This window comes from Yersinia rohdei ATCC 43380 (assembly GCF_000173775.1).
GTDB classification, from domain to species: domain Bacteria; phylum Pseudomonadota; class Gammaproteobacteria; order Enterobacterales; family Enterobacteriaceae; genus Yersinia; species Yersinia rohdei.
On record NZ_ACCD01000004.1, the window covers coordinates 24,355 to 49,985 of the forward strand.

Below are 25,631 nucleotides of genomic sequence, written 5' to 3' on the forward strand. Positions count from 1 at the left end.
CTCTCGCTACCTCTGTTACTGCTTGAGTTTGGGGTCGAGAGCATCACGCAGGCCGTCCCCCATCAGGTTAAACGCCAGAACCGTCAGCAGAATCGCCACACCGGGGAAGGTCACGACCCACCAGGCGCTTTGGGCGAACTGCAACACATCAGAGAGCATGGTGCCCCATTCTGGTGTTGGCGGTTGCGCACCCATGCCGAGAAAGCCGAGAGCCGCCATATCCAGAATGGCGTTAGAGAAGCCGAGAGAAGCCTGCACGATCAGCGGCGCAAGGCAGTTTGGCAAAATATTGATAAACATCTGGCGCATCGCACCCGCGCCAGCCACTCTTGAGGCGGTCACGTAGTCGCGATTGACCTCGACCAACACTGCGGCCCGCGTCAACCGCACATAATGCGGTAAGGCAACAAAGGTTAGCGCCAGAGAGGCATTCACAATCGAAGGCCCGAACACCGCCACCAAAACCAACGCCAGCAACAAACTTGGCAGTGCCAGCATGATATCGACAATTCGCATAATGATGGCATCGACAACGCCGCCAAAATAACCTGCCAGCAAACCGAAAACGACCCCCATCACCAATGACAGCACCACCACCAGGCAGCCGACCAACAGTGAGAGGCGAGCACCATACATCAGGCGGGACAAGACATCGCGCCCCACATCATCAGTACCAAGAATAAACTTCCAGCTACCGCCTGCTTCCCAGACCGGTGGCTTCAGTAATGCATCGCGAAATTGCTCTGCCGGGCCGTGGGGGGCAAGCCAGGTCGCCCCTGCGGCGATCACCAGCATAATAATGATGTAAAACAGGCCGATAACAGCCCCTTTATTGCGCTTGAAATAGTGCCAAAACTCTTGCAATGGAGTCATCGGCTTCGGCGCACTTTTTACTGTAGACTCAGTAAGTTGAGACATTTTGCGCCCCTTATTTCTTGTGACGAATACGCGGGTTAACTACGCCATAGAGCACATCTACCAGCAAGTTAACTAAAATAATCATGATAGCGACCAGCAACACCCCACCCTGTACCACCGGGTAATCTCGGCGTTGCAATGCGTCCATCAACCAGCGCCCTAACCCCGGCCAGGAGAAGATGGTTTCCGTCAAAATTGCCCCTGCCAGCATGGTGCCAACCTGCAAGCCAATGACCGTCACAACCGGCAGTAAAGCATTGCGCAGAGCATGAACCACAATGACTCGCATCCGGCTCAGGCCTTTCGCGCGCGCGGTACGAATATAATCTTCGCCCAAGACTTCCAGCATAGAGGAACGGGTCATGCGCACGATAACGGCGAGGGGAATGGTGCCCAACACAATGGCGGGTAAAATCATATGCATCACGGCGTCTTTAAAGTCGCCTGGTTCACCCCAAACAAAGGTGTCAATCAGCATAAAACCGGTCAAAGGAAGGCTATCATCAAGGAAGACTGTATCGCTGACACGCCCCGACACCGGGGTGAGGTTCCATTGCACCGAAACCAGCATAATCAGCATGATGCCCCACCAGAAAATAGGCATCGAATAACCCGTCAGGGATATCCCGACAGCGGTGTGATCAAATACGGAACCGCGTTTGACTGCCGCCAACACTCCGACAGGGATACCCACCGCCATTGCAAACAGCATCGCGCAGATCCCAAGCTCCAGTGTCGCTTTAAAGCGAGGAACAAATTCTTCCCAGACAGCAATGCGACTTTTCAGCGAAATGCCGAGGTCGCCATGTAATACGCCATTCACATAATGGAAATATTGTTGATAGAGAGGCTTGTCTAGCCCCATTTCAGCCATGATTTGAGCATGGCGCTCAGCGGAGATTCCGCGTTCCCCAGCCATGATGGTCACCGGGTCACCGGGGATCATATGGACAAAAGCAAAGGTCAGCAAAGTAATGCCGATAAACGTTGGGATAACTAACCCCAAACGTCGGAGTATGAACTGCAACATATCCCGAACTCTCTGTGTAGAATGCCGGGCTGCTCGTGGGCAACCAGGCTTATTAAACCTCCCCAATAAGCTATTTTATTTGCCATTTTCAGCAGGGCGGTGCTCATCACCGTCACGTATTGCGTGTTTCGGTGCGGGCTGCTGTCCATACTCAAAATTACTGCGACAATGACACTTATTGAGAGAAGTTATGTGGCTCACATCTGTATCTGTTTTAACCTAAATGAAGAAACCGGTGAGCAGCTAATCTGCTCACCGGTCATACATAAATCAAGGTTAAAATTAATCCAGGGACACGTTCTCGAAATGGTGTTTACCTAACGGATCAACAACATAGCCTTTCACTTCTTTACGTACTGGCTCGAACACAGTTGAGTGAGCAATAATCAGCGCAGGTGCTTGATCGTGCATCACAACTTGAGCTTGTTTGTAAAGAGCAACACGTTTGTCGTGGTCAGACTCAGCTCGCGCAGGCTGGATCACGTCTTCAAACGGCTTATAACACCATCTTGAATAGTTGGAACCTTGCTTGGCCGCATCACAGCTAAACAGGGTGGCGAAGAAGTTATCCGGATCCCCATTGTCCCCAGTCCAACCCATCATCACAGTTTCATGCTCGCCATCTTTGGCACGTTTGAGGTATTCGCCCCACTCGTAGGTCACAATCTTGGCTTTCACACCCACTTTCGCCCAGTCGGACTGGATCATTTCAGCCATACGGCGGGCATTTGGGTTGTAAGGGCGCTGAACTGGCATTGCCCACAGGTCGATTTCAAAGCCATCTGGCAGACCGGCTTCTTTCAGCAGCTCTTTCGCCTTAGCCGGGTCGTAGGCGTAATCTTTCACTTCATCGTTATAGCCCCACATAGTTGGTGGGATCAGGTTCTTAGCCGGTTGGCCCGCGCCCTGATAAACCGCATCAATAATGGCTCCTTTATTGACAGCCATAGTCAATGCCTGGCGAACCTTCAGGTTATCCAGTGGTTTTTTCTCAACGTTGAAAGAGAGATACCCGACGTTCAGGCCCGGTTGCTCCATCAAGTTGATGGTTTTATCTTCTTTCATGCGAGCAATGTCAGCCGGGTTAGGGTATGGCATAACCTGACATTCATTTTTCTGCAATTTAGCGTAACGAACTGATGCATCAGGTGTAATAGAGAAGACCAGACGATCAATTTGTGGTTTGGTGCCCCAGTAGCCAGGGAATGCTTTATAAAGAATACGAGAGTCTTTTTGATATTGCTGCAACTGGAATGGGCCGGTGCCGATTGGGTTCAAATCGACTTTTTCTGGGGTGCCCGCTTTCAACATATTGTCCGCATACTCAGCTGACAGAATTGATGCGAAGTCCATTGCCAGGTCTGCCAGGAATGGAGACTCCGGGCGCGCCAGTTCAAAGCGAACGGTATTATCGTCAACCTTAACCACATTGGTGATCAAATCACCCATACCCATACCCTGGAAGTATTCATAGCTGCCGCCAGATACTTTATGGTACGGATGTTTATCATCCTTCTGACGCATGAAAGAATAAATCACATCATCAGCATTTAAATCACGAGTCGGTTTGAAGTCTTTATTATCTTGCCACTTCACACCTTTACGCAGATGGAAAGTATAGGTTTTGCCGTCTTCGCTGATTTCCCACTTCTCAGCCAGGCCTGGTTCAATTTCCGTCGTGCCGAGTTTGAATTCAACCAGACGGTTGTAAATAGGTACTGAGCTTGCATCATAAGTCGTGCCAGAGGTGAAAAGTTGTGGGTTAAAACCTTCCGGAGAACCTTCTGAACAATAAACCAATGTTTTCGCCTGAACACTGGCCGCTACGGTCAGTGCAATCAGCCCAATACCGAATTTCAGTATCCCTGTTTTTCCCAAGGAAATCGTCATCGCTTGTGCTCCATTATGGTGATGTGTGTTGTGTGTACGGTCAGGCCCTATAATTTTTTAGTCCACGGGCTGTACCGTTTTGGCCTACTAACCGCAGGGATGCGGGATTGAGATGCCGGATAAATCTTATCGCGACGACAATTTTGAATGAGTGAAATCACCCAAACTGCTCTCGATTACTGCCCCTGAGGGTACCAATTTGGCAACAGTTGATGGCAACGTCAATATGGTTTGAAAGGATTTATCAAGACAATGAGAAACAGCATGCAAACATAAAAAAAACTTCTTGTTAACATTATCAGCATTAAAATTTATGCTATTAGCCATTAACTAGAGAGATGAACTGGCTGAATTAAATAAAGCAGTTGTAACATCCATTAACAAACAAAAAAACTTTGTTGCTAATTGATGTATATCTGTTCAGATATTTTTGTAAATTCGACAGAAAACAGATGGAAATGCTACTGAGACAGCAGATAAGTGACGTGAATGTTGTCACATACAACCGAGATCGCGCACATCTTGCGTGTCATTAAAAAAGCAAAATCATTGCTGGCCAACATAGTACAACCAAGAGCCAGCATAACTCTCCGGCCAGATGCACAATTATGGCGCCCCATTTCAGTGCATCAGTTTCTGAGCAGAGGATAACAAGGTATATTGCTCAAGGTTTAACCTCGCTTTTGACCTCAATCCCCCCATGTATTATGCCATCCTCGGTGCTTAAGGTTTTGTAATGCAGATCCACATGACTAAACGCGCTAACGATTTTTCCTCGATTATTAGCTAAATCAGTCGCATCAATCTCTATATTTTGAGTCGTAATGACATAACCATTATCATTATTGACTTTTTTCGCCTTTATTTTTATATCCGCCCCTCCAGTTACTGCTATTGATTTAATAATTCCATCCCTATTAGTAATTGAGTCCACTGCCCCAACAGAAATATGTCCACTGTTAATATAAATGCTACCCGTGCTATTGTTAACATTACGACCAAAAATTCTAATCCCAAACTTATCATTGGCGTTATAACTTAGTCCTTGCCGTCGACTTTTTATTCTTCCTCCAATATTATCAATATCACCCGAACTTCTGATTCTGATTTTAGGCGAATCTATTTTTCCGAAATTATTTTTTATAAATGAAGCAGAGACTAAATCAGCCATTGTTTCGGCTTCAATAATGCCTTTATTATGAATGCCACCATCCTTAGAATAAATGAATATTTTATTAGCATACATACCGCCAAGTTTAGTCACATCGACGACGACATCAATTTTATTGCTATTAGATAAATCACCGATGGGCTTTAGGTCTACGCTACCTTTTATTGGCATGATACCAATATCATTATTACCTGTTGCGGTCAGAATATCTCCACTTCTTACCTCGCCATTTATGATGAGTGATGCGGAGAATAAATCTAGAAAAACATTAGAATTATCATTATGTTTTAAGCCATTACTGCTAATGATTATCTTTCCTTGAGTGACATAATAACCGCCTAGATCTCCAGACCTAAAGGTTGGGATTCCTGTTGTCAGTATGACGTGATCTGTATTACTAAATTGGCAACCATTACAATAAATTCCGGATGGATTAGCAATAATGACATCAGCTTTATGACCAATTACAGCCAAGTGCCCATGTAATTCACTTTTCTTATTTGATGTCACTTCATTTAAAATAACCATTGCTGCTTTGTCGACTAAATTTGGATTACCAATAAATCCAGGGCTATCAATCATAAGGTTATTAAAAAACACTTTATTATGCCCACGACCTAGTTTTAGCGTAAATTCATCATATTTATTATGTGATAATCCTTTTTCATTTGGCGTGGTAATATTTATCGTGGTGAACTTCGCTCCCTGACAGTGAACATTTTGAGCTTTACATGTTTTTCTTTCCTCAATATAGTGATGAATATCAGGTTGTTGATATTTTGGTGCTGTAGTGTCACTAACAATGCTGGCAAATAAAGAATGGCTAAAAAACAATAAAATCAAAAACACACAAATGAAATTTAATTTATTGAAAAATTCCTTATGCACTTCCGAGAAATATATAGTTAACCTGCTCATTTTACCCCCAATTATTTTCATAAAATAATAACAGGTATATATTCATCTGATAATTTAATGGCCACAACCTTAAATATGCAAAATAGATATATTTATTATGATACTAAGCCTAATGACACAAAGATAATTAACTAGTATTGCCAAGTTAATGTAAAACCTAAAACTACCGGGTCAGTGTTAAAATTAGCTGGTTTATCAAGTGGAATCCCAACATTCAAATCATAACCAAACCGACGATAATTGCCCCGAACCCCTACAGTTGCCCCCACCAAACGGTCTTTATGCAAGAATAACCCACCACTTTCGCTAACTGCACCATAATCCACACCTAGATAGAGCTGATTGCCAACGCGTCGATTTATCCAGGCAATATTATTTTTTAAAAACCATCCTTGAGATCCTATCAATGCACTGCCCGTTGGGAAACCACGTACTGAACTGCGCCCACCAACAGAAAATTTATTATTACTCAATAGTTTATTGCGTGAATATTGCTGACTAAAGGAAGGTTGAAAATAAAAGCGCTGTTCATCCAGTGCAAAAGGAATATCCAGGGAAGCTGTGACATTAATTAGCTGCGCCTTGGGTGATGGGCGCGCACCAAACCATTGTGTTCCTTGCTGATAATTAATCCCACCGGTCATGGTCGCCCAGCGGGTATAATGCAAATGTTGTAATCCGAGTTGCCAATCAACCGTATCCTGCTGTTGAACATCCAGTTTTACATCAGCAAAATACCCCTTGGATTGACGAATTATTGTGCCAGTATAACCCACTGTTTTGTAGTTATAACCTCGCATTAAAAGACGTTGAATTTGTATATCTAATGAACGCCAGTGGGTATGATATTTAAACGCGGTATTGGCCAATAACAAAGATTGATAGTAAGTGCCCCGAGAGCCGGTGAGACTCCACAGCCAATTACCCAAGGGAACTGAATAATGCAGGGCTACGTTATTGTTCCCTTTATCATCATGATTATCCAAATCACGGCTGATGGAAATATAAGCCAGGTCACTTAACGATAACGGATTATCGAGAAATAACGTTGCGCCCGCACGATAGCGACCAACGGCATAATGGCCGGCATCATCAAGAAAAGTATTGATACGCCAGAAACGAGATTGCTGCCGCTTTACCACAATCTGGCTAGTTAAATCGTCACGATTTAATTGAATATCCATGGTGGCACTCACCGAAGGTAAGCGTTGTAAATTCTCTAGCCCTTGTTCAATATTGCGCAAATTCACCAAATCACCTGCCCGGTTAGGGAACAATGTATTCAGCTGGGCATAATTGTCGCTGTCTTGATGATGTTCAATCCCTTTCACCCTGCCAGGAATCAAGGCGATTGATAATACCCCGTCAGTATAACTGTCTGTCGTAAAAGTAACTTGTGAAGTGATGTAACCGTCATCCACCATTTGCCACTGAAGTTTATTCCGCAATGCGGATAACCCTTTCTCACCCAAACATTGTCCCTGAACTTGCTTTGCCCAGGCTATTAAACGCGCGGCGTTGGGAAAAGCAGCTACATTAACCAGTTCTACACGGTCAATGACCAGACAGGATATTTCATCTGAAAAGAGAGTGCCTTCTGGTTGCACAGGTTCACTGTTCATCTTGGCATGAGACAATGGCAGCATGAGGCTATTTTTTAAATCCCGTTGTTGCTGCTCTAAAATAACAACTTGGTTTTGATTAATATCGGCATAAGCAACCACAGGAAAGATAAAAATTAACGCCCAAAGAAAAAATAATCTCGCCGTTATGAATTTTTTATTGTTTCTATTTTTAATCCCCTCACTTATTAAATTTAACCTCATCACATAAACTCCATTTCAGTAAAATAATTTAATGAAAAGCTATCTGCGCAATTAGCCACAAAGGTGGCTAATTGATTAATAATAATATTTATATTTTTGGAAGAGTGTTTACGCAGAACGTCCTATTCCACCACTTTGCTGTTCTTTATTTTGTTTCCCCATCAACCGGATCTCACCTCCATTAATGCTTCCAACGGGGTTATCAGAACGGATGTTAATTCGCTTATCAGAAACTATAAAACCATCATTATTAATAAGTTCTTTCGCCTCTATCCTCACTCTTTCTGTTCCATAAATTGCTGACACTATATTATGAGTTGTACCCGCACTCACCAGCCGTACATTCTTACCATGTATATAGGTGTCTGTATTATAAATATCGCCGCCAGCAACCATCAGCAGCAAGCCTTTTGAATTAATTCTACCTGAGTTATTTATATTCCCTTCAGCGACAATACGTATTTTATTTGCATACATCCCCCCCATCTCACTAATATCAATATTATCGGATAATGTCGGCATGTCAGCACGAGCCACTAATGATGATATATTTATTTTTTGTCCCGGAGATGATAATGCTATGTCATTTTTTCCTGCGACGAGGAAAACATCGTCTGCATTCAATTTACCATTAACATTGATTTTATTAGCGAATAGATCGAGATAGGCAGGTGTATCAGCACGGCCTTGATGTGTTAGTCCTGAAGTTATTCTCCCCTCATTAACATTTATATTCCCTTCTATTACTCTAAATTTTTGTAGCTTATTATTACTGAAATGTGGTGTCCCGGAGGTTAATGTCAGATGAGATACATTAGTAAATGAACAGCCATTACATTCAATGCCAGAGGGGTTCGCAATAATAACATGGGCATCTTGCCCAGCAAGCATTACCTTCCCATTAAGGATACTGGCTTTATCAGCATTGACTTCATTTAAAATAATCTTTGCCGCCATTCCTTGCAGATGTGGATTACCATTAACCTCACGTGATAATGCATTATTTAGAGTAACAACATCATGGAAATGTGGCGTGTCAAATTGAGTATATTTATTGTGTGACAATCCATTTTTATCGGGTGCTTGAATATTTATAGTTGTCATTTCGCCACAACCGCCAATAATCCGACAGGGTACAGGTAACCCAGGCGGTTTTATTTTTATATCGGCCTGTTGATGATTAGGTGCTGATTTATCAGCGATAATACTTGCGGCATGAGTAGCAGACACACCATAAAATGAAAGTATTATTGAGAAAGATAGCACTGATAAAACACGTCTTTTATTACCACTATTTAAAGTCATAAATCCCCTCTTATATAATTAGTTTAACTATAATATTGCTTGTATTTCCCAGCTGAGGCTATATCCATTAGGGTTTTTAACTAGAGAGAAGTCAATATAACGAAGAAAATATAATGTGTTAGACGAATAATAAATATATAGTTCTAAACAGCAGCAATATAAATAAGATAAAAGGAGATTATTGAGAATATAAAGAGAAATTATAATGATGGGTTTGAGAGAGACTGAGATGACATTCTGGCCATACTGAGAAAAACACACACAAAAAAACCCTGACGTTTCCGTCAGGGTTCTTAAATTTGGTCGGCGAGAGAGGATTCGAACCTCCGACCCACTGGTCCCAAACCAGTTGCGCTACCAAGCTGCGCTACTCGCCGAATCGGGGCGCATCTTACTGCTACGCGTCTGGGCCGTCAATCACTTTTTAACAACCCACTGGCGACTGTTGCTAAAATCATCATCCGTGGCTAAAAGTGAATCATTTTCGCTAGATCTGCGCTTCGGCCGTCTTCAATTGCGGTGATTGCGCCCTCAGGAATGGCAGCAAGAAGAAAGCAGATAAACAGGCCGCCACCGAAATCACCACAAAGAAACCATTCCAGTGCCAGACTTCCATCACTCGTGCAATCGGGTAGCCAGATAAGGCCGCACCTAAGTAAGCAAATAACCCCACAAAGCCCGTTGCAGCGCCGGCAGCATCCTTATGCGAGCATTCCGCGGCCGCCATACCAATTAGCATCTGAGGGCCAAAGATAAAGAAACCAATGGCAAAGAAGCAACCCGCCTGCAATACATAACTGACTCCGGGCATTACCCACAATGATGCAACAGACAGGAAAATCCCAATGGCAAAAATCAGGTTCATTGGCCCCCGATTACCACGGAACCACTTATCAGACCCCCAGCCAGCAACCAGCGAGCCAATAAATCCGCCAACTTCGAATAATGAAATTGCCGAGTTAGCCGTCATTAATGAATAGCCTTTCTCTTGTGTTAAATAAAGATTACCCCAGTCATTAATTGCAGTGCGGACGATGTAAACCAATACATAGGATACCGCCAGCAGCCAAATATATTTGTTGGTCAGCACATAGCGCTTAATAATCTCTTTATTGGATAATCCCTGACCTTCAGATTCTTGCACCAGCTCCATAGCATCATTACGCCATTTACCCACACTAGGCAGCCCCATAGTGCTGGGTTTATCCCGCAAACGCCAACACATCAGCAAGCCTATCACCACGCCAATAATACCGGGGACAATCATGCCGTAACGCCAGCTAAAGTGCAGAGAAATAAAGCCAACTAATAAGGGAATTAATGCGCCACCAAAGTTATGTGACGTATTCCAGATGGCCCACCAACTGCCGCGCTCGGAGCGGGAATACCAGCTGGTCAGTATTTTAGAGCATGGCGGCCAGCCCCATCCTTGGAAGAATGCATTAATAATCCACAAAGAACCAAAGACTAACAGCGAAGAACTCATCCCAAACAGGATATTGATAATCCCGGTCATGACCAGACCAATGCCCATAAAGTAACGCGGATTTGAGCGGTCGCTAATCATCCCTGAAATAAATTTAGAGCAGCCGTAAGTGATATAAAATAATGTCCCTAAAATTCCGACATCAGACATCGTCAGGCCCAAGTCACTCAACATCGCGGGCATAATGAAGTTAAAACTTTTACGAGTGAAATAAAAAGCAGCGTAGCCGATATACATCGTCCACATTAATTGAATTCGCCAGTATTTATAAGATGAGTCAATTTGCTCTTGATTCGTTACCGGTGCCACAGTATCGCGGCTTTTGAGGAAGGACCACATGTTAAACCCCAGGATATTTTACAAGTAAAATCATCATGATCCGTACGCACACAAAACTAATCAGAGAAACTCTCGCCGTATACGAGAATATTTCTTAGTTTCCATCCGCAGGCAAAGAAATTGTGGGCAGGATCACATTCAAGCAAGTCCCGTCATCCACATTAAAACTAAAACTGCCCCCTAAGGCACTCACGCGCGATTGCATACCGCGTAATCCATAGCTTGGCGTGATACTGGCCAAATCGACACCTTTGCCGTTATCGCGGATCATCAGGTATATTTTCTGATTATCTTGCCTGGCATTAATTTCAATCCGGCTGGCCCCACCATGGCGGTAGGCATTGGTTACCCCTTCCTGGCAAAGACGATATAGCGTAATTTTGAGTGTCTCATCTATCTGGGCATCATCAATTTGCCAATATAATACGCCAACAACAGATTGATCTTGCGGGATAAGTTCGCGCATTAATGCGGCAATAGCCGCCGACAAAGGCAAATTATTTAATGCCGCAGGCCATAGTTTGGCGAGCACATCATGGACACCGTCATAGACCCGCAATGCCTGTGTTTCAATCATCTCCGCGCAAGCTAAAACCGGCGGTTGCGCGGTTAAGCGCTTGATAACACTGGCTTGGGTGCGAATAACCGTGACAGTCTGCCCCACTTCATCATGCAGCTCGCGCGCCACATCGCGGCGGGTATGTTCCTCTGCCACCACCAAGGCTTTCGCCAACTCACGATTTTCATTCAAGCGGAGTTGTAACTGCTGGTTTAGCTCCCGCTGGCGTTGAATCCCCGCCCCCAGTAATAACCCCGTCAAACTTTGCGCTAGCAGTGACAGCAGCAGGTCGCGGTGAGATGTTAATTGCCCAGAGGCATTAATCAGTAACACCACCCCATTAAGTAATGTGGCGACAGAAGCCCCTTGCCAACCATAGCGGTAAGACATAAATACAATAGGGATTGCCAAACAGAATGGGGCGAAGAGATATAAATCTGACTCAGTGACGTGATTTTGCAGCCAGATACTCAAACCAAAGAGCAGCAGATACCACAAAATATGATGCAGACGCAGATTAATGGGCTTATGAATCAGACCTGGCTCCAAAGGAAGCCAAATCTGTCGCGCCAAATAATGCCACAATAATAGGCACGTCGGGGCGATAGTAAAACCGCCCACCAGCCCCAACAAGAGTGCCATAGCACCTTGATTACTGGCGAGTTGCCATCCCAATGCTTGTATCAATGCCGCACCAAAAATCACCGCGCCCTGCATTAATGGCCATTGCCATTCGCTGTCATTTTTTTGATGACGCAGTAACCAGGGGGATGCCAACGCAGCCAATAAGGTGGTGGCCAACAGTAGCGGAATAGCAAACCACAGCAGAGAAACATCGCCAAACTGGTCAGTCAGCAGCCACCATAACAAGGTGTCACCCAGTAGAATTCCTGGCCAATACTGGCGTGGGCTTTGTAATAAAATTCCCATGCGCAAGCCGAAAGGGAACAGCAGCATCGCATGTAGCGGATGGTCAACAAGTTGGGTGCCGACTGACCATAAACAAAAAGCCGCGGTGGTATAAATAAAGAATAATGCTAACAACATGATAAAGCGCTGAATCATAGGTTCAGCACCTGCTTCGCCAATTCAACATTATTACTGACACAGAGTTTGGCAAATAAGTTAGCGCGGTGGACATGCACGGTTTTGGGCGACAAGCCGAGTAATTCGGCGATATCGCGCACTTCCTTGCCTTGTGCCAATAATACGGCGACTTCGCGTTCACGGCGGGTCAAAGGATCGACCGCAATACGGGCAAGTTGTTGGGCAATATCTGGCATCAAATAGACGCCACCACTGCCAACAGTTCGGACGGCAGAAACCAAATCTTCCGGTTTACAACGTTTGCTGAGAAAGCCTCGCGCACCGCGCTCTAATGCCATCTCCACTAAAGCCGGGCTATCATGCATTGACAACATAATGACGCCCATCCCCGATGGGAGGTCTTTCAATAAATCCAATCCACTTTCATCAGGCATAGAAATATCACAAATACAGATATTGGCCTGTATGCCCGGTAAACCTGCACGCGCCTGTTTTGCTGAACTAAACTCCCCCACCACCTGAATGTCATCTTCCAGAGCAAGCAACTGGGCAAAACCTGAGCGCACAATGTCGTGATCATCAATAAAAGCAACACGGTAAGTCATGAAGAGCTCCAGCCGGGATAGTTCGAGGCTGGAGTATACCGCAACCTTATAATTACTAGGTGGATTGGTATCAAGAATCAAATCACGGTTAAAAATAATTAGCTACAGAGCCGGCTGAACATGCCGCGCAGGGGCCTGACACCAATTATTTTCTGCATTAATACCGCCATCTGGCGAGGTATAGCCTAAGCATCCCAAGATTGAGTCAAACAGCTCGACCTGCCGGTGAGTTTTACCAACCCGCTGCTCTGCCTGTAGTTGCTCAAAAGCCGTGCGATTTTCAGGTTGTGCCAGAAATTTATCTGATGTCCAGACCATCAATGGCACGCGGAATTGTTCAGCCGGAGCCATTTCCCGTGGGGTGCCGTGGAAGTGAGAGTTATCATCAATAGATTCCCCATGATCCGCAGCATAGAATACGATGGCTTTCTTATCACGCATTTGGTCAATGACATTTGCGATAAATGAATCTGTATACAACACGCTGTTATCAAAAGCATTTACCAATTGCTGCTTACTGCAAAAATCATCCACACCCATGCATTCAGGCTGATAGCGAGCATAGTCCCGAGTATAACGTTGGGAATAAAGATAATGTGAGCCTTTGGTATGGAGCACCACCAGGTGCTTACCAACCGGATAATGCGCCAGCGATTCTTTCAATTCATCAACCAGCAACATGTCATCCACTGGTTTAGCATCATTGCGTTTTTCTGAAGCAATCAGCTCTCGGAATGAATAATTATCGGTATTCGCATTGTTGTAAAACCACATTTCACTCTGCATCGCAAACAATTCAGAAGTGAATCCCAAGGATTTCAACACGGCAAACACATTTTGCTCTTTCAGGGTGCGCTGTGGATTATCTTCCGTGCCACCTTCGCGCACAAACATACAGCGCAGCGCAAGCTTAGTGGAGGTATCGCAAGAAGTGCCACGGAAAGCGACTAAGTTCTTTTCTTTGCTTAGGCGCGGAGTGGTATCACGTGAATAGCCCAGAAGCCCCATATGATCCCAACGTGTTGTTTCACCGATGATAAATACAACATAAGTATCATCAATACCCGCTGGTGCAACATAAGTGAAATGTTCCGCGGGGTTATACAATGTCGCCGCATCATATCTTTCATCATATTGGGTATAAGCATATAAACCCAACGCAGCCAACCAGTTAGAGGGCAAATATGAGTGAGCAACCACTCCCCCATAACTGGGTAAGTCCACGGTATTCAGTTGCTCATCGGCGCGCTGCACTTTATCCAGGTAGCGAATAGGTAGCCAAACTAGCGCGACAGCGACCGCCATCAATAAGATAGGTTTAACACGCTGACCCGGTGTGCGAAATTGCTCCAGCAAGGTCAAACGTAGGGTATTTTTCCAGATAAGCAGCAGGGGTAATGCGCTGACCAGTACCATCCAGATAACAAAATGCAGCCCAATGACTTCTTTAGAAAGGTCAGTGTCGGTGGTCAAGACTGAAATAACGATGCCATAACCAATCACGACATTGAAAAAAGTCATGTAATAACTGGCAGCAACAGAAATTAGCACCAATAAGGTGGCGGCCACTCGGTAAAACCAGCGCCCACCGAGCGAAATGACCCGCATCACAAAAAAGGTGAAAAGAATAATGGCCATCACTTCGATGATAGCTGACACCACTTTTATGCCCTGGATACCTTGGCTGAAGGTGTCGAAACGACGATAAAAGACAGAGATATTCAGGAAAATACCAATATAAACAGCTAACAACAAAGATATGCTTTGCTGTGATAAAGATTTAACTCTATCCATATAACGCAAGGTCTCCAAAGACACTATTTGCGGCTTGAATCAATCAGACAGTGAACTCCCCCTCAGGTTCAGTGTAAAACTGATAAGCACGCTATTGATTTCATTTACAGAATCATCTTAACAATTCTTAATGAGAAAATCCGCAGATAGCCACAGAGTCTATGCAGGATATAACCCTTTATTGGCTTGAAAATAGAACATAGAAAGTACGGGGAGAGTCTTTAACACGCAAAAGCCCACAAGGTAATTCTTATGGGCTTGGGTGGCGAGTAATTGGTTTATTTAATGTTTAAAGTGACATCAATATTGCCACGTGTTGCATTGGAGTAGGGGCAGACAACATGGGCTTTTTTCACCAAATCTTCTGCTACGCTGCGCTCAATACCTGGCAGGCTAATATCTAGCTGAACTTCAATGCCAAAACCTGTTGGGATAGCACCAATGCCCACAGTGCCTTCGATACTGGCATCATCTGGCACTTTCACCTTTTCTTTTGATGCCACAAACTTCAAAGCACCAAGGAAGCAAGCTGAGTAACCCGCAGCAAACAGTTGTTCCGGATTAGTGACCGCGCCACCGGCACCACCCATCTCTTTAGGTACGCCCAATTTCACATCCAGTACACCATCAGAGGATGTTGCCCGGCCATCACGTCCACCCGTGGCTTTTGCTTTGGCACGGTATACGACTTTTTCAATAGACATAGTGCTTTCCTTTCAGGGTTAGTAAATATGAATATACCCGCCATAGTCGGATATAGACTTGCGATACAACCAGTTAGATAACTCACGATTAAATCGTGCGCTACTTAATTAGTTATCTATTAGTAAGTGTAGAACATATACCCCACTTATTCGGCTAAGTCAGGGTATGCAAATCGGTTGAGCACGACGGGGCAAAAGCACCCCATCTATAATCTTCAAACGTGTTGCGACAGATTATTCCGCAACAATTCAAGCTGCTGTTTTATATCAGATATTTTTTCAAGATCACATTCTGTTGCACCGATAACGGCGGTAGGGATCTTTTGCGCTGCTTCACGCAAATCTTGGCCTTGACTCGTCAAGCGGATTATCACCTGGCGCTCATCATTTCTGGCGCGTGAACGCATCAATAAACCGGCACTTTCCATGCGCTTTAACAAAGGTGTTAATGTGGCGGAGTCCAGAAACAACCGCTGCCCAATATCAGAAACAGTTAATTCATCCCCCTCCCATAACACTAACATGACTAAGTATTGAGGATAGGTTAAACCCAGTGGGTTCAGCAGCTTACGGTAAACTTTATGCAGGGCCAAATTGGCGGAGTACAGTGCAAAGCACAGCTGCTTATCCAGTAGTAATGGATTTTTCACCTTTTATTCTCAGTATGTTGGGTTGATTCTAATAATATATATAGCGCGCTATATAATAGCAAGCTAGATTTTATGGCGGGTATTTATTATGAAAAAGCCCCCAATTGGGGGCTTAAGAAGCCATGTTATTTTGCCGGTGTCTCTATTTTGTCATCTATGCGCTGCAACATATACGGATAGAATGGATTCGATGAAATACGCATCAATGAATCTAATCCAACCACCAGTACAGAGCGCTCACCACGGGCTGCGAATGTCCCCAGGCTGATACCATATTGGTCACGTGACTCTGGCTCGCGGCCATACAGCGAATCACTCATTGGGAATGGCAATGCCACGTGAGATAACGAGAAGATATCTGCCGGATAAATCAATCCGGTTGGTACCGCCGTCTCATTGGTTTCCCCTGCCAGGGTGGTAATCGCCTCGGTTTCATTACTTTGTGGCGAAATATTGGTAATCACAGTTGTACTGTAATTACGCGGTGGTGGAGGTAATAAACGCGCCAACGCAGTATAAGAAGATGTTCTCAATAATGGGCCGAAACTGGCGGCACGGTTCAAGTCAAACAGCACCACTTCACTGCCATTTTTCGGTAAATGGTTATAAAGAGCAGTAACCACGGCGCGAGTACTGACGGTTGAGTCCATTAAGGACTGGAAGGTCAGAATTGGCGGCAGTTCTTCCATCTTATTATTTCTGGAATCACGCGCAATTTGCTGCTGCAACACGGATGTCAGTAAATAAGACTGACGGGCAGCATTAACTGGGAATGAGTTATATTTGAAAGGGTTAAACTCAGGCACTATCCCTAACCAAGCCGCTTTAGCAAAGGCCGGGAAAATAGCAGGCCAACCGGCAATGCCAGCAAAACGGGCAAAGCTTGTTACGCCAATCATTGGGGATATCAATATAACCTGTGCTGGTTTTGCCAGTGCTGGATCATCCATTGAGTCCAACGTGTACTTCATTGCCAGCGCGCCACCATTAGAGAAACCCACAATATGCAGGGGTAAATCTGGGCCACTCAGTACTTTCGCTTCTCGGACTGCAAGGCGTGTTGCTGCTAACCAATCTTGCCATTCAACATCAGTCAGGCCACCGGGTACAGTACCATGAGCTGGCAAACGAATGCCCACAGCAACATATCCACGCTGACGATAATTTTCAGCAATATGACGCAGACTATATGGGGTATCAGTTAAACCATGCAGTAATACAACAGCACCTTTAGGTTTCCCCTCGGGCTTCATAATATAAGATCGGTTCCAATCATTTGCGAAATGAGGTGGATAAATCGAGCTGCCAGAATAATAACGATTTAGTGGAACCTGAGTGCGCGGCTCTAGTTTATCGGTAACATTAATCCGAACTTCATCGAATATTTTATTTTCAGCTTTTATATACTCTGCCCAATTGGATTTATCAATTTCGGCAGCCCGCATGTCATGAGGTACAAACGTATGCCAAAGCTCGAGCTGTGGGCCGCGTTGTGTATCATAAATTCGTATCGCTAATATGGTAACGGATATTACCACCAAAACCACCACAATCCGTTTAGTCCACCGCTTAATGGCTATTACTGGCATGGAGCGTTACTCCGTATGTTTATAATTTTTCACGAGTGAGGTCAGTTTATCACCATCTGTCTACGCCGCTACTTTAAACGCAAAATATAACCTTGGTATATAGTGCCGGGTTAATAAAGTTAACATGCAGTTATTTCTAGCAAATAAACATCCACAAGTAGTTTAATAAGCTAGAATCTTTGAGGTTTTTCTATGAAATTAAATAGCTCGTTAAATTATGGCGTTTGAATAGCACCTTAATTAAAGCTTTATCGGTGGGAACTACCGAACAACCTGACAAGAATAAATAGGCCACTGAGTCTGTAGTCAGCGGCCTGTTAATAGGTGACCCAGGCTATGCTTCGTGACTTTCTATCGGTTCTTGGATAACCCGCGGTGCGGCCTTACGCAACCAAACCCACCAGGCAAGAGTCATTAAGGCAACCCAACCCAGCCCGACATACATAGCTATTCTGGTATCAGGGAAATACCCCAAAACCGCAATAATAAATGCCATAAAGATAATGGTCAGAATAGGTGCCACTGGCCAAAACGGCACCGGGAAGGCCAAACGGGCGACATTTTCTTTACTCATCGAACGGCGCATTGCCACTTGTGATATCAGAATCATCAGCCAGACCCAAACCGTCGCAAAAGTCGCAATCGAGGCAATAATCAGGAACACATTTTTGGGGATCAGATAGTTCAGCACCACACCACATAACAGCGCAATCGCCATCACTAAAATAGTCATCCATGGCACACCATTACGGGTCAGTCGGCTAAAGCACTTGGGTGCCAACCCTTCCTGTGCCATGCCATACATCATGCGACCAGCGCCATAAATGTCACTATTAATTGCCGAAATAGCCGCTGTAATAACCACCAAATTCAAAATATTAGCGGCTGAACTGATGCCTAAACTGCTAAAAATCTCTACAAAAGGGCTGCCATTTTGTCCAATACTGTTCCAAGGATAGATAGCCATCAGGACAAATAAAGTTAAAACATAAAACAACAAAATACGCACAGGGACAGTATTGATAGCACGCGGTAAGACTTTCTCTGGGTTCTTCGCCTCGCTGGCTGTAACCCCAATGATTTCGATACCACCAAAAGCAAACATCACGACAGCAAATGAAGCAATCACCCCCGTAATACCATTGGGCATGAACCCTTGATGAGACCATAAATTACTCACCCCGGTGCTCTCATGACCCGCACCAAAGCCAAACATCATAATGCCTAGGCCGGCTGCAATCATGGCAATAATCGCGGTCACTTTTAACAGAGATAACCAAAACTCCATTTCACCAAAAACTTTTACTGAACATAGGTTTAGCGCACCAATAAAGAAAATAATACTCAGTACCCAAACCCATTGTGGTGCATCAGGGAACCACAATCCCATATAAATACCGAATGCCGTAACATCGGCCAGCGCCACGATAATCATCTCAAAGGTATATGTCCAACCGGTCAAAAAACCCGCCAATGGCCCCAGATAACGGCTGGCATAGTGACCGAAAGAGCCAGCAACCGGATCATGCACGGCCATCTCACCCAGGGCGCGCATCACCATAAATACCGCTGCCCCTCCCACCAGATAGGCGAGTAACACCGCAGGCCCCGCCAGGCGGATTGCCTCAGCAGAACCATAAAATAAACCCGTACCAATGGCGGAACCTAACGCCATGAACCGGATATGCCGGGCACTGAGGCCGCGTTTAAGCGTGGATGAATCATTCTTCATGGTACATTCTCGCAAGATTTGTGCCCTTTCAGGCAGGGGTTCAGAGAAGGTGATCCCTAAACCGGGATCACCTATAGGCTGATGCAATGACTGCTTATTTTCGTTATTAAAGACTAGGTAGCAGATGTGGCGGCATCAGTTCATTCATATGACGCTGAGCAATGAGCTGGCTTGCAGCTTCAATATCGGGGGCAAAGAAACGATCTTTCTCATAATAACCTACATGCTGGCGCAACAGCTGGCGTGCGGGTTCTAGCGTATTAGATGTTTTCAATCCTTTGCGTAAATCTAATCCCTGGCATGCTGCCAGCCACTCAACAGCCAGAATGCCGCGCACATTCTCAGCCATCTCCCACAAACGCTTACCTGCACGGGGAGCCATAGAAACATGATCTTCCTGATTGGCAGAGGTTGGAATGCTGTCAACACTGGATGGGAATGCCAGCCCTTTATTCTCGCTGGTTAGCGCCGCCGCTGTGACCTGAGCAATCATAAAGCCTGAGTTTACGCCGCCGTTCTCTACCAGGAATGGCGGCAACTGCGACATATGTTTATCCATCAAAAGCGAAATACGCCGCTCTGATAATGAGCCAATTTCTGCCAAGGCTAGAGCCAGATTATCTGCCGCCATCGCGACCGGTTCGGCATGGAAATTACCGCCAGATAACACATCGCCCTGTTCAGCAAAGACCAATGGGTTGTCAGAGACAGCATTAGACTCAATAGCCAGAACTTCTGCCGCCTGCCGCATTTGGGTCAGGCAAGCCCCCATCACCTGTGGCTGACAACGCAGGGAGTAAGGGTCTTGTACTTTGTCACAATTGCGATGAGATTCAGAGACTTCGCTACGCTCACCGAGTAAGTGGCGGTAAGTATTAGCCGCATCTATTTGCCCACGTTGCCCTCTTACGGCATGAATACGTGCATCAAATGGACTGCGAGAGCCTAATGCTGCTTCCACGGTCAAGCTGCCAAAGACAGAGGCCGCAGCATACAAGTCTTCAGCCTCAAATAAGCCACGCAGCGCATAAGCAGTAGAAACCTGCGTACCATTAAGGAGAGCTAGCCCTTCTTTTGCCGCTAACGTGAGAGGCTGTAGGCCTGCTTTAGCCAATGCTGTGCACGCATCCAGCCATTCGCCCTGATAGCGGGCTTTACCTTCACCTAATAACAACAAACTCATGTGTGCCAGCGGAGCTAAATCGCCCGATGCGCCCACAGAACCTTTTAGTGGAATATGTGGATAAACTTCTGCATTAACTAAGGTGATCAGTGCCTGAATCACTTCTAAACGAATACCTGAGAAACCACGCGATAAACTATTGATTTTCAGCACCATAATCAGGCGCACTATGGCATCATCGTTAGGTTCACCGACACCTGCTGCATGGGAAAGGACAATAGAACGTTGCAGGTTCTCCAAATCTTCGGTAGCAATGCGGGTCGATGCCAACAGGCCAAAACCAGTATTGATGCCATAAGCAGTGCGCTTCTCTGCCAATATGGTTTGCACGCAGTCAACACTTTGCTTAATAGCGGAGTGAGCGCTGTCATCCAGAGTGATGTGAACCGGATGGTGATAAATCTGCCGCAAATCTGCCAAAGTCATTAGACCAGGGCGCAGAGTCATTGTTTTTACGGTTGTTTTCATTATTTCTTCCCTTGAGTCGCGGCAATCATTGGCAGATTCAGTCCCTGCTCTTGTGCACAATTAATGGCGATGTCATAACCCGCATCAGCATGACGCATGACACCGGTGGCCGGATCGTTATGTAATACTCGGGCGATACGTTCAGCCGCATCGTCACTGCCATCACAGACCACTACCATGCCGGAATGCTGTGAGAAGCCCATCCCCACACCGCCGCCATGATGCAATGATACCCAGGTAGCGCCGCTGGCAGTATTTAGCAGGGCGTTAAGCAATGGCCAGTCAGATACTGCATCAGAGCCGTCCTGCATGGCTTCAGTTTCACGGTTGGGGCTGGCAACAGAGCCAGAATCCAGATGGTCGCGGCCAATGACAATCGGAGCAGACAATTCGCCCGTGCGTACCATCTCGTTAAAAGCCAGGCCTAATTTGGCGCGCTGGCCTAACCCCACCCAGCAAATACGGGCCGGTAACCCTTGGAAACTAATGCGTTCACGGGCCATGTTCAACCAGTGATGTAGATGCTCATCATCAGGAATAAGCTCTTTTACCTTAGCATCCGTTTTATAAATATCGTTAGCATCGCCGGAGAGCGCTGCCCAACGGAATGGGCCAATACCACGACAGAAAAGCGGGCGAATATAAGCAGGAACAAAACCAGGGAAATCAAACGCCTGAGTCACCCCCATATCCTGCGCCATCTGGCGAATATTATTGCCGTAATCAAACGTCGGGATGCCCATCTTGTGAAAAGCCAGCATCGCTTCAACATGTTCGGCCATTGATTGTTTGGCAGCATTAACGACTAGCACCGGCTCACTTTGGGCGCGTTGGCGATATTCTTCCCAACTCCAACCTTTTGGTAAGTAGCCATTCAATGGGTCATGAGCACTGGTTTGGTCGGTCACCATATCGGGGCGAACCCCACGACGTACCAGCTCAGGTAAAATCTCGGCGGCATTACCGCACAATGCGATAGAAACAGCTTCACCGGCAGCCGTGTATTTTGCAATCCGCGCTAACGCATCATCCAGATCAGTGGCTTGTTCATCGACATAACGGGTTTTAAGACGAAAATCGATACGGCTCTGTTGACACTCAATATTCAGGGAACATGCCCCCGCCAATGTTGCTGCCAGCGGCTGCGCGCCCCCCATGCCACCCAATCCTGCGGTCAATACCCAGCGCCCTTTCAGGCTACCGTCAAAATGTTGCCGACCTGCCTCAACGAACGTCTCATAGGTGCCCTGCACAATGCCTTGGCTCCCAATATAGATCCAACTGCCTGCGGTCATCTGGCCATACATAGCCAGCCCTTTAGCATCCAGTTCATTGAAGTGTTCCCAATTAGCCCAATGAGGTACCAGATTAGAGTTAGCAATCAATACCCTGGGTGCATTGCTGTGAGTTTTGAAAACACCAACAGGTTTGCCAGACTGAATCAGTAGGGTTTCGTCATCATTCAGATGAGTCAGGCTTTCCACAATTTTGTCGTAGCATTCCCAATTGCGAGCTGCACGGCCAATACCACCGTAAACCACTAATTCTTTTGGATTTTCAGCCACTTCAGGGTCAAGATTATTCATCAACATACGCAATGGGGCTTCGGTCAGCCAACTTTTGGCAGTCAGTTTTGTGCCACGCGAGGCTCGAATCTCATTATCACGGAATCTGTTTTGGGCAGTCACGGCAATTTCCTTCAATCAGTTTTTCACGTATCGACGACATTACTTGCTTGAGTATTTATTAACATATACTCGTATAGACAAGTACAATCAAGCACCGAAAAAATGACAATAGACCGCTACAAAACAAAAATTCACTCAAAATAATAGTGTTTAAAATTAAATAGTTATTGTTTATTTATCACTTTATGAAAACAACTAAGGCAGATTTTTGATGCGGTTTTATCGATGAATCCAGCATAAAATTGGTTTGTTTTTGCGCACGGAGTCACATATATTTCACACGAATTTTACATTGCGACATCCAAAATGCGGGATTACTCGCGCGATAGTTTGGGGATGCTGTAACTCTCTCTAGAGGTAGGCGGTGAGGGGATCAAAGGAGAAAGGGTCGTTTAGTATAAAATTAGTCTTTTCATAAAATGCAGATTCATTAGTATTGAAGAACATATCAGAGTTGTTATGTCTTATGCCTTTACTCCTTATTCGCTATAGTTTTTCTGCCTCATCCGATAACATTAATCTAGCTACCATGTATCTCTCTGTTTTTATTCATGTATAACTTAAGACACTATAACGGCTGGCCCCAAAATAATAAAAGCCCCGACTACATTTAGTCAGGGCTTTTAAGGTACTACCAAATTAAAATTAAACATTAATCAACTTAATAACGTGACACTTATCTTGGTACTGTTTATAAAGATGTACATGTTTTACAGGAATATTTTCGTTTGTTACTAACTTTGCCCTCCAATATATTAACTGAATGGTAACATTCCTAGCTTAATTTAATTTAGCCATGCCTTTGATAAGGCTAACTAAATTAGTACATCACCCTCGCGATATATACTCTTTATTACGTGGCTTTACTTTCGTCGCGATATCCTCGATTACATACTGACGTACACAAATCGCGAACATTACTATTAACAACAAAGCCTTAACACATCGCGTATCGTCCACAAAATGCGATTATGAAGATTTGTCACATGGCTTTAACGCATCATCGCATGAGTTAATCATATTAAAACCCACAGCGAATCTCACATAAAAAAAGTACTTCGTGACCTTTATCGCATTATTTTAAATCTGCTACATGGACACCGGCTAAATACATTTTCGCTACTAATTGCACCGGTGTTGAATTCCAATTTACGTGTTCTATATGAGATGTCAATACTGTTTTTAAGCACATGTCTTTATTATCAGTAGTATTGGAAAGATGATGGGTTTTTATTGATTTAGATCAGCATAAATACCCCAACAATCAAAGACTCAAGCCAGTGGTTTTATTCATATATAATAAAATATCAAATTTCGGGTGAGTAAGTGAATGCGGAACACCAACCTGCACTTTCAGAGCAGAAAAGATTATCTGCCGCAGAGTTCGGCTACAGTATTTTGAGATACGCAATTATTGGCCCTGAACACCCAAAGGGTAACCTGCCCGCAAGCCCAATAACACAGCCACCGCAACTAACGCATCAGCATGATTTATAACAAATATTTTATTAATGTAGGATATATTAACAGAGGGAGTGAATAATAATGGCCCACAAATAATAAATCAGCAGGCCATCAGATAAGAAATCAACCGGCAATATTTTGTTTTTGCTGCTGAATATCTTGTTCTATTCCATCGCGCACATCTTGTGGAATTTTCAGCGCATCGCCCAACGCGGCAAGATAGCTACGCTCCATAAAATGGTCGATATCAATTACGGCACAACTGAGGAAGTACAGTTCCAAGGCTTCTTCTTCATTTTGGATTTCACGTGCCAGCAATTGAGGATCCAGCGGCAGTTCAAGAGCTTGCTGCACCAAACGCTCACCCTGCTCACCAATTCCCACTTCCCGCATATTCTCTTCAATGATACGGCGCTCTTTCGCATCAATATGCCCATCACTTTTAGCCGCAAATACCAGTGCCATAACCAATCGCTGCACACGTTGGTCTACCGGTGCCATTTGCTGACCATACTGTGGTTCATCCTGATGATTCTGGCGGACCCTATCTTTATATTTACTCCATAACAGGGTGCCTAATACCGCGCCGCCACCGGCTAATAGCGCGCTGCTACCATATTTACTCAACAGTTTACGTGATGATTTACTGCCAACCAGTAAACCGGCAAGGCCGCCCAATGCGCCAGGCACTAACATATTACTCAGGCCAGAACTGCCTTCACTGCTCTTTTTTGTGCCTTGCCCAAGCATTGACTGTAATTGTTGCATCAAGTTATTCATAAACTTCACCAATAGAATAGAGTAAATAACTCGAGAATAGAGCAACAAGTGTCAAGATGTGTATGAAGAAGTAAAAAAATATAGCCTGATGAAATCCGGGCCTCTGTAGCCGAGTGACTTTAAAGACCAAGTTGAGTTTTTAGTCGGTTTTAGGGCGTTTTCCACACGTTGCTAAATAAGGGAGGTGCATCTTCATCAGCCTTACTGAAACCCACGCAATCATCTAATTTTAAATTAATTTATTTTCACAGAGAGCAGATGAGAGCAGAACTTTGGCGGAAGATCACAGGAGTTGAACCTGCCAAGGGCCGCTGGCGGCCCCATCTGGATTTGAAGTCCAGCCGCCCCACCGGGGACGATGATCTTCCATGGGGAAGAGAGTTTTGAGGGGCTGATTATAGCGTGTTTATTATATGACACCATAGGTTCAATAGGCGTGGCGAATAAATCACCTAGTAAGACTGACCTGTAAAGTAGTCATCCGC

The 25,631-nt window shown here is 45.0% G+C and carries 17 protein-coding genes and 2 tRNA genes; all 19 read right to left on the reverse strand.

Annotated features, from left to right (window positions below):
* Positions 1-15: 15 nt before the first annotated feature.
* A complete protein-coding gene (gene dppC, locus YROHD0001_RS12995; RefSeq protein WP_032816313.1) occupies positions 16-918 on the reverse strand; it encodes a dipeptide ABC transporter permease DppC in 903 nt (300 codons plus the stop codon).
* Positions 919-928: 10 nt separating this feature from the next.
* Positions 929-1,948 (reverse strand): dipeptide ABC transporter permease DppB, encoded by a 1,020-nt coding sequence (dppB, locus tag YROHD0001_RS12990; RefSeq protein WP_032816314.1) that lies wholly within the window; start codon positions 1,946-1,948, stop codon positions 929-931.
* 282 nt (positions 1,949-2,230) lie between these two features.
* On the reverse strand, positions 2,231-3,838 hold the full coding sequence (gene dppA / locus YROHD0001_RS12985) for a dipeptide ABC transporter periplasmic-binding protein DppA (RefSeq protein ID WP_004713810.1): 1,608 nt from the start codon (positions 3,836-3,838) through the stop codon (positions 2,231-2,233).
* 664 nt (positions 3,839-4,502) lie between these two features.
* Positions 4,503-5,927: a two-partner secretion domain-containing protein gene (locus YROHD0001_RS12980; protein WP_081452033.1), complete on the reverse strand. Its 1,425-nt coding sequence runs from the start codon at positions 5,925-5,927 to the stop codon at positions 4,503-4,505.
* A 131-nt stretch (positions 5,928-6,058) separates the two neighbouring features.
* Complete coding sequence (locus YROHD0001_RS12975; protein ID WP_032816315.1) at positions 6,059-7,753, reverse strand: ShlB/FhaC/HecB family hemolysin secretion/activation protein; 1,695 nt, start codon at positions 7,751-7,753, stop codon at positions 6,059-6,061.
* A 108-nt stretch (positions 7,754-7,861) separates the two neighbouring features.
* Complete coding sequence (locus tag YROHD0001_RS12970; RefSeq protein ID WP_004713813.1) at positions 7,862-9,058, reverse strand: two-partner secretion domain-containing protein; 1,197 nt, start codon at positions 9,056-9,058, stop codon at positions 7,862-7,864.
* Between the two features lie 300 nt (positions 9,059-9,358).
* A tRNA-Pro gene (locus tag YROHD0001_RS0117450) sits at positions 9,359-9,435 on the reverse strand.
* Positions 9,436-9,545: 110 nt separating this feature from the next.
* A complete protein-coding gene (uhpC, locus tag YROHD0001_RS12965; RefSeq protein ID WP_032816317.1) occupies positions 9,546-10,883 on the reverse strand; it encodes an MFS transporter in 1,338 nt (445 codons plus the stop codon).
* Positions 10,884-10,977: 94 nt separating this feature from the next.
* On the reverse strand, positions 10,978-12,507 hold the full coding sequence (gene uhpB, locus YROHD0001_RS12960) for a signal transduction histidine-protein kinase/phosphatase UhpB (protein WP_032816318.1): 1,530 nt from the start codon (positions 12,505-12,507) through the stop codon (positions 10,978-10,980).
* Positions 12,504-13,094, reverse strand: a complete 591-nt coding sequence (uhpA, locus tag YROHD0001_RS12955) for a response regulator transcription factor UhpA (protein WP_004713817.1) — start codon at positions 13,092-13,094, stop codon at positions 12,504-12,506. Before uhpA ends, uhpB begins: the two co-directional genes overlap by 4 nt.
* Positions 13,095-13,196: 102 nt before the next feature.
* Positions 13,197-14,888, reverse strand: a complete 1,692-nt coding sequence (eptB, locus tag YROHD0001_RS12950; protein WP_004713818.1) for a kdo(2)-lipid A phosphoethanolamine 7''-transferase — start codon at positions 14,886-14,888, stop codon at positions 13,197-13,199.
* A 278-nt stretch (positions 14,889-15,166) separates the two neighbouring features.
* Positions 15,167-15,592, reverse strand: a complete 426-nt coding sequence (locus YROHD0001_RS12945) for an organic hydroperoxide resistance protein (RefSeq protein WP_004713820.1) — start codon at positions 15,590-15,592, stop codon at positions 15,167-15,169.
* 215 nt (positions 15,593-15,807) lie between these two features.
* Positions 15,808-16,242, reverse strand: coding sequence for a MarR family winged helix-turn-helix transcriptional regulator (locus YROHD0001_RS12940; RefSeq protein ID WP_004713821.1), 435 nt, complete (start codon positions 16,240-16,242; stop codon positions 15,808-15,810).
* A gap of 125 nt (positions 16,243-16,367) precedes the next feature.
* On the reverse strand, positions 16,368-17,831 hold the full coding sequence (locus YROHD0001_RS12935) for an alpha/beta hydrolase (protein WP_032816320.1): 1,464 nt from the start codon (positions 17,829-17,831) through the stop codon (positions 16,368-16,370).
* A 334-nt stretch (positions 17,832-18,165) separates the two neighbouring features.
* A complete protein-coding gene (locus YROHD0001_RS12930; RefSeq protein ID WP_032816321.1) occupies positions 18,166-19,563 on the reverse strand; it encodes an amino acid permease in 1,398 nt (465 codons plus the stop codon).
* A 106-nt stretch (positions 19,564-19,669) separates the two neighbouring features.
* The gene (gene hutH, locus YROHD0001_RS12925) at positions 19,670-21,214 is read right to left on the reverse strand and encodes a histidine ammonia-lyase (protein ID WP_032816323.1); all 1,545 of its coding nucleotides are present in this window, start codon (positions 21,212-21,214) and stop codon (positions 19,670-19,672) included.
* Entirely contained in the window at positions 21,214-22,902 is a 1,689-nt protein-coding gene (hutU, locus tag YROHD0001_RS12920) for a urocanate hydratase (protein ID WP_032816324.1), read from the reverse strand. The genes hutH and hutU overlap by 1 nt, the downstream gene beginning before the upstream one ends.
* A 1,587-nt stretch (positions 22,903-24,489) precedes the next feature.
* The gene (locus tag YROHD0001_RS12915) at positions 24,490-25,146 is read right to left on the reverse strand and encodes a tellurite resistance TerB family protein (protein WP_032816326.1); all 657 of its coding nucleotides are present in this window, start codon (positions 25,144-25,146) and stop codon (positions 24,490-24,492) included.
* A 273-nt stretch (positions 25,147-25,419) separates the two neighbouring features.
* A tRNA-Sec gene (locus tag YROHD0001_RS0117455) sits at positions 25,420-25,514 on the reverse strand.
* Between the last annotated feature and the right edge of the window lie 117 nt (positions 25,515-25,631).